The organism is Leptolyngbya sp. FACHB-36 (assembly GCF_014695955.1).
GTDB lineage: Bacteria > Cyanobacteriota > Cyanobacteriia > Leptolyngbyales > Leptolyngbyaceae > FACHB-36.
The window spans coordinates 1-6186 of sequence record NZ_JACJPG010000359.1; the positions used below are offsets into that span (position 1 = coordinate 1).

General features: G+C 49.9%; 5 protein-coding genes. All 5 read right to left on the bottom strand.

The window, feature by feature from the left end; all coding sequences use genetic code 11:
• Window positions 1-283 precede the first annotated feature (283 nt).
• Window positions 284-1570 (bottom strand): MSMEG_0569 family flavin-dependent oxidoreductase, encoded by a 1287-nt coding sequence (locus H6F43_RS10140; RefSeq protein ID WP_190342662.1) that lies wholly within the window; start codon window positions 1568-1570, stop codon window positions 284-286.
• Window positions 1571-1806: 236 nt separating this feature from the next.
• Window positions 1807-3234, bottom strand: a complete 1428-nt coding sequence (locus H6F43_RS10145; RefSeq protein WP_190342663.1) for a LuxR C-terminal-related transcriptional regulator — start codon at window positions 3232-3234, stop codon at window positions 1807-1809.
• Between the two features lie 442 nt (window positions 3235-3676).
• Complete coding sequence (locus tag H6F43_RS10150; RefSeq protein WP_190342664.1) at window positions 3677-4552, bottom strand: transglycosylase SLT domain-containing protein; 876 nt, start codon at window positions 4550-4552, stop codon at window positions 3677-3679.
• A gap of 237 nt (window positions 4553-4789) precedes the next feature.
• On the bottom strand, window positions 4790-5323 hold the full coding sequence (locus tag H6F43_RS10155) for a DUF2808 domain-containing protein (protein ID WP_190342665.1): 534 nt from the start codon (window positions 5321-5323) through the stop codon (window positions 4790-4792).
• Between the two features lie 143 nt (window positions 5324-5466).
• On the bottom strand, window positions 5467-6186 hold a 720-nt coding region (locus H6F43_RS10160), incomplete at its 5' end, for a CHRD domain-containing protein (protein WP_190342666.1).

Genomic DNA, 6186 nt, shown 5'->3' on the forward strand with positions numbered 1-6186 from the left:
ACTTGATGAGCGGGAGCAGTAACTTCAGGCATGATAGTTTCCTTCGCAAGAATTGCAAGATGTGAACGCTAGATTGTTAGTACAACCTGCTAACGAAAGCCTTAATCGTGATGTCAGATTACGCGCTACCGAAAGCGATAATTTGTATCGGTAACTACGAAAGATGCAAGTCTAACCATAAGGCTAGGAACTGCGACGGTACGATCGAAATCGTATTCAAATGATCGGACGCGACCTATCTAAATCGATAGGTGAGATGGGCAACTCGCCTACTCGATCGATGCTACGAACCGAGCAGAAATTCATTCACGACGCTCCACGCATTGGGTTGGGAAGCAACTTTTCTTCTTGCTACGATGTAGTCAGCCAGGTAAGTTGCATCCCGAGCAACTCCCGAAAATCTGCCTGACCCCCAGGTATACAGCCACGGAAGCCCCAAAAAGTAGAGTCCCCAGACGTGGGTAACTCCGCGCTCGTGTCCGGGGTAGCCTTTGCCATCAAATACTGGAATTTCGATCCAGCTAAAATCGGACTGATACCCCGTAGACCAAATAACTGCACCAATGTTCGCCTTGTCATAATCCAGCGTTAGCAGGTCTTCCTCTGGCTCCCAAACAGGCTGATAAAGCGCTTCTACTGGAGCTTGAATTCCGTTCGTTCTAATAAAGTCATCGATCGTTTTTTTGATGCTTTCAGAAACGGCATCTGCGTGATCCAAGTTTTGCTTTAGATCGCTCCGAAACTCCAAATTACCCGCTTGAATGTCCTTTAGCCGCCCATACAGTCGCATTCCTTCTAGGGCAAACTTTCGTAAGTCAATTTCGCGTCCGCCATCCCGTCCTGTTAGGTAGTGATTCGCTTTCGCTCTGACTTTTTCTCGTTGGGGATGTTCGTCGATCGACAAATCATAAAATCCCATCTGATCCAGCCAATCCACCACATCTTTGCCGCGATATCGTCGGGGCGATCGGGGTGCGCTTCCAACACAGAGATGAACCTGTTTACCTGCAAGGTGCAAGTCCTCAGCAATTTGACATCCTGATTGCCCAGTTCCTACAACCAAAACGCCTTTGTCTGGTAAGGACTCTGGATTTTTGTACTCAGATGAGTGTAGCTGCACGATCGTTTCAGGAAGCCGTTCAGCAAGTCTTGGTATACGAGGATTGTGATAGCTGCCTGCTGCAATGATTACTTGATCGGCAGTAAAGTTTCCGATCGAGGTCGTGAGTTCAAACACATTCTGAGCATCGTTTTTCCAGACTTTTGAGACTTCGACGCCTTCTTTAAGCAGAGGATCAAACGATGCCGCGTAGTCTTTGATGTAGTTTACAATATCGTCCTTCTGCATAAATCCGTGTGGATCGGATCCGGGATAAGGATATCCAGGAAGCCTGCACTGCCAATTGGGTGTCACTAAACAAAAGGAATCCCAACGTTTTGAGCGCCACGCATAGCCAATTTGATTTTTTTCAAAGATGATGTGGTCGAAGCCGCGCTGTTTTAAGCAGTAGCTCATCGATAGTCCAGCTTGACCACCTCCAACAATAATGACGGAGTAGTGCTGTTTCATTGGCTCAAGCCTCATTCACTGTGCTGCCAGATTACGTGCTTGCTCAGTGGTGATTTGTATCTTTGAGCACGAAAAATTCAAGTCTAACGATAAGGCTAGGAGGCACGATCGCTTAGTAGAAAGCTCTTGATTCTCCTATCTAAATGAAGAGGTTACAGAAGACAATTCAATTAGTTAACCCTTAACTATTCCGACCGCACAGGACTAAATCTAAATTGGAAAATGCTATAGCTTCCTTATCGAATCCAACCATTTGAAATCGCTAGATGAATCGCCTGATAGCGAGTTCGCGCCTTTAGTTTCGTCAGCACATTGTTCATATGAAACTTGACGGTGCTTTCGCTAATAATTAGGCGATCGGCAATGTCGCGATCGCGGTGTCCCTGCGTTAGAAGGATGAGAATCTCTAATTCTCGTTCCGACAGCGGCGGCGGTTCGGCATCTGAAGAAATTCCCCATTGCTGATCGCGCTTAACCGCTTCTACCGCCTGCCGCAGTTGCTCTGGACTGCTCGATAAGTCAATTTTTGCGTTGATTCCTTTGGGTAGTGCCTGATCGCCCTGCTGAATCCACAGCACGCGCTTCGCTGATGGAATTAGGGTGATGTCATCCGTCAGCAGCGGCACCATCTCATCAATCCTCGACGAAATCACAAACCCCGCTAACAGCGCGAGATGAGTAAACGCCAGTTGTAAAAGCGGTAAACGGCACTGTATTCGCACTGGCTCACCCAATGATTCTTGAACGTAAGGCATTTGCAGAGTTACCTGAAGCGATCGCTGATTTGCGCTCGGTTGCGGTTGCAGCGATCCACCTAATTGCCTCACCATGAACGATAGGGGATTTAAGCAGGACTGTAGCCACTCTGAATCGTGGCGGGTTAGCTCAGCGGTTGGCACCACCGCCTCAAGCGCAACAAAGTCTTCTGTATAGATCAGCCGACAGTACGCACACCTCATCCGGTTGAGAATTTCGGCTGTTTGTAGAAATAAGTAGGTTACAGACAGCGTTAGGGGTTTTTCTGTTCCAACAAGCGTTAATCGAGTGGAACTTAAAATGCTGACTAGCTGATCCGATAGAGAAAGATGACTGAAGCTAGGGCTGCGAGTTGACGATTGCCAAATTTGCTTTTCTTTTTGGTACTGTAATGCGGTGTTTAATGCGATCGTCGCGATCGTGCACAGTGTTTGCAACACCTCTAAAAATTCTGGCTCCATTGCGTGATGGCTAAACACTGCCAGCACGCCAATGACCTGATCTTTAATGGCTAACGGATAACCTGCAAACCCGCGAATACTATTTGCGATCGCCCACTCGCGATTTCCCACCCATGACTCTGCGGCTAAGTTATTGCTCAGAAACGAGACGCGATTCTGAGCAATTTTGCCCACCTTGTAGGCTCCCATTGGAACTCGGCTAAACGTCCCGTCCGTGCGGGTATACAGTCCTGAGGATGCAACAAGCTTTAGACTGCTCTGATCCGGTTCCAGTAGCCAAAGTCGCGCAAACGCGCAGTCAAATTTTTCAACTAAGCCATCGGTGACTCGACGCGCAAGTTCGTCTGGCTCCAAGCAGCCAGAGAAGCCCTGAGCAATCTCGTTCCCCTGCTGTAAATCGAACAGAATTCGGGTTGGATCGAGTAGCCCTGTCAGCGGATCAGGCATTTGAACGTCAATTAAAATCGTGGCTTGAGCGTCAGCGTAATGCGAACACAGCCATTAAACCGACGCTCCTTTAATTGAGGCGTAGATTTCCATCTAGCTTTGTATCTCAAGCTACGAAAGTACGGGTAGTCGGTAATACCAATTCGGAATTCGCAAGTTGCAATACTCGCTGTGCGAGAAGCCAGCGACGGAACTGCAAACGCTCGATTTTGCCAACAGTTCAGTCATTTGATTGATCGCAGGAATTTAGCAAATTAATATAAATACCCCAGGGCTGCGGCAAACCTCGGAGTTTTTGACTCAGGATGCTGAATGACCAGTGTGTCAATCGTCAATTTTAGGGTTGCCAATTTCTAAGCGCTCCCCAAGACCTCCGAGGTTTTCAAAACCTCGGAGGTCTAAAATCTCGACTATCACCCTAAATCTGGGTGCTGACGCTGCACTAGCTCACCCCTGATAGCGCGGCAAGCGCTTCTTTTTCCAGTTGGTATCTACGCCACACGTTGAGCGTGTAGTCCGCGATCGAGGGGTAGCGGTGTCCCCGGTAGTACTGCGGCGTGGTGGAATTAAATAAATTCGCTCTGCCGCTGTACCAGAGGCTAGCCACTTTACGCACGGCGATCGACTCATCACCATTGCTGGAAGCTGATGCCGATTGCCAGTAGCGATTTAAGCGATAGGCAATGATCTGAACTTGAAGCGAGGGGCTATTGAGAAACTCCGATCGGGAAACGGCTCGACCCAGCGCCTCGCGGCTCCAAGGGCGAAGTAGCTCTGGCATGATTTGCCCGAACCCCAGCGCCCCAGAGTGTGGATTCACCGCGCGATGGTTGCCGCTGCTTTCCTTGGCGACGATCGCCCGCAGCATCGCCTGCACTTCGAGGTCGTACGGCAGGGTCGCGATCGCGTCACGCGATAGTGCCTTGCTGCCAGCGCTTCCACTGGGGGCTTTGCTGGGCACACGCACAGGGGTGCTACCGCCGGGGCTGACTACGGGCGCAACGGGCGCAGGTAGTTGGGCGGCTTGCTGCTGTCGTTTTTGCCGGACAATTTCCGCCAGCCGTTGTTCTAGAACCTGCCTCCGCGCGGTGATGGCGTCTGTTGTATTGCTGGCATCGGGGGTGGAGGGTGCAGCCGACGCGATCGTTTGACCTACAATCGGTTGAATTGGCAGAGATTCGGGCGGTGCCATTGCAGGTGGAGCAGCTAATGTGGTTTCGGGTTGAACCGCAACCTGTTCAATTGCGACGGGAACGGGGGCAGCAGTAATGGATTCAGTGGGTTGAGCATTCGGGGGCAATGAGACAAGCTCTATCATCAGTCATTCTCAGCTACACAGCTTCTGCCAGAAACGCCGCTGTCGATCGAGCATCAGGAAATTTTCTCAAATTTGATAGTTTCACTTTAAATTGGGTAACTACAATCGCTCACCGAGCGTTTCCGGTCGCTCAGGGTTGTGCTGCAAAAAAAATTCCATGACTGGTTTAACGAGACGCACATATCTCGCTTGCAACACAACCTGAATTGAAACAAACGTCTCTACTGAACAGCCTCTTTACTGAACCTTCAACGTGCCATTTCCAACATAGACCGCCGCTCCTTTTTCTGGATAGGCTGCAATGCCATAGTCATAAAACGATGCGGTCGGTGGTTTCCGGGTTTTGAGCGCAACCGTGACGGTTGTTTTAGCAGGCACAGACGGTTTGAACTCGACCCAAATGGTTCCCGTTTCATCAATCCAGGCGTCTGAATTAATCGTCCGACCGGTTGCATTTGGAGTTCCAACAAAGGCTCGAACATTGGGTAAATCGAACCAAACGGGCGCGGCGTCTGTTTGCTCGCTAAACGACAATCGTGTAAACCCTCTGCCTGCTCGCTCTGGCAGAGTCACGGTGAAATAATAGGTGTTATTGGTTGCGGTGAGGCGGTTCTGCTTTGAGGATGTCGAGTCCGAAGCGCTGGTGATCTCGACATTGGCGGCGCGATCGCTAGAGTTTGGGAGGTTCTCGACAGGATTCGCCGCTGGCATCCATGCGTTTAGTAAGGTGCTAAAGGCGATCGAGACTAGAGCAGGATGGATCAATTGCATTGCTGAACTCCAAGATAATTCAATCGAGTTCTACGAAGCCAAAGAAAAAAGCCTGTTGAGGAGATTCCAACCTCAACAGGCAGGTCGATCATGAGGAGACGGATGTGTACAGTTGTACAGGTGATGCCACCCTAAATATTAAGCTAGGCGAATCGAACAACGTCCTTATTCAGGTTGAGACGATTCTCGCCAGTTGGAAATCCTGCTTTTCCATCGCCGTCACCGTCGATGTTGGTGTGGATGTTCACATACAAATTACCTGCTAGAAGCGCAGCTTGCTCTTCTGGCTTGAGGTCAAACTCACCTGAAATCGTGCCAGATTTTTCATCGACAACGGTATTCGTGAAGTACCGAACTACCGTTGCGTCAGCAAAGTTGCCACGATCGTCTCCAGCAGGGCTGAAGTGCAAGTGGGTGCCAGAGATGGGGTTGCCTTCTACATCATTCGGGACTTTCAAGAAGCCATTGATTAGGGCAACTGGGTCAGATCCATTGAGAATTTTTGCATTTGGATCAATCTCTTTCTCGCCTTGGCTAAAGAGTGGGAAGGCATCGAAGTTTTCATAGGTTCCGCTGATGCGAAGCACATCATCCTTCAATTCCGTGTTTAGCTTAGAGGTGCCAGGGCTGTCGGTTTTGAATGGAAACTCCGTGCCGCCGCCGCCCTCAGCCGTCCCGAAGGAAAAGCCATTGTCGCCGACGTAGAGGAAGTCATCTCCGTTGCTGCCGATCAGGCGATCGTGCCCTTCCGTTCCGGTGATTTTGCCACTGCCACGCTGAGTTTCGAACCCAAGCTCTTTCAGGTTGTTAAGGCTTCTGTTCGCCTCAAGCGTGTTTCTAGCAAAGTTGTCTTCGCTCAGATC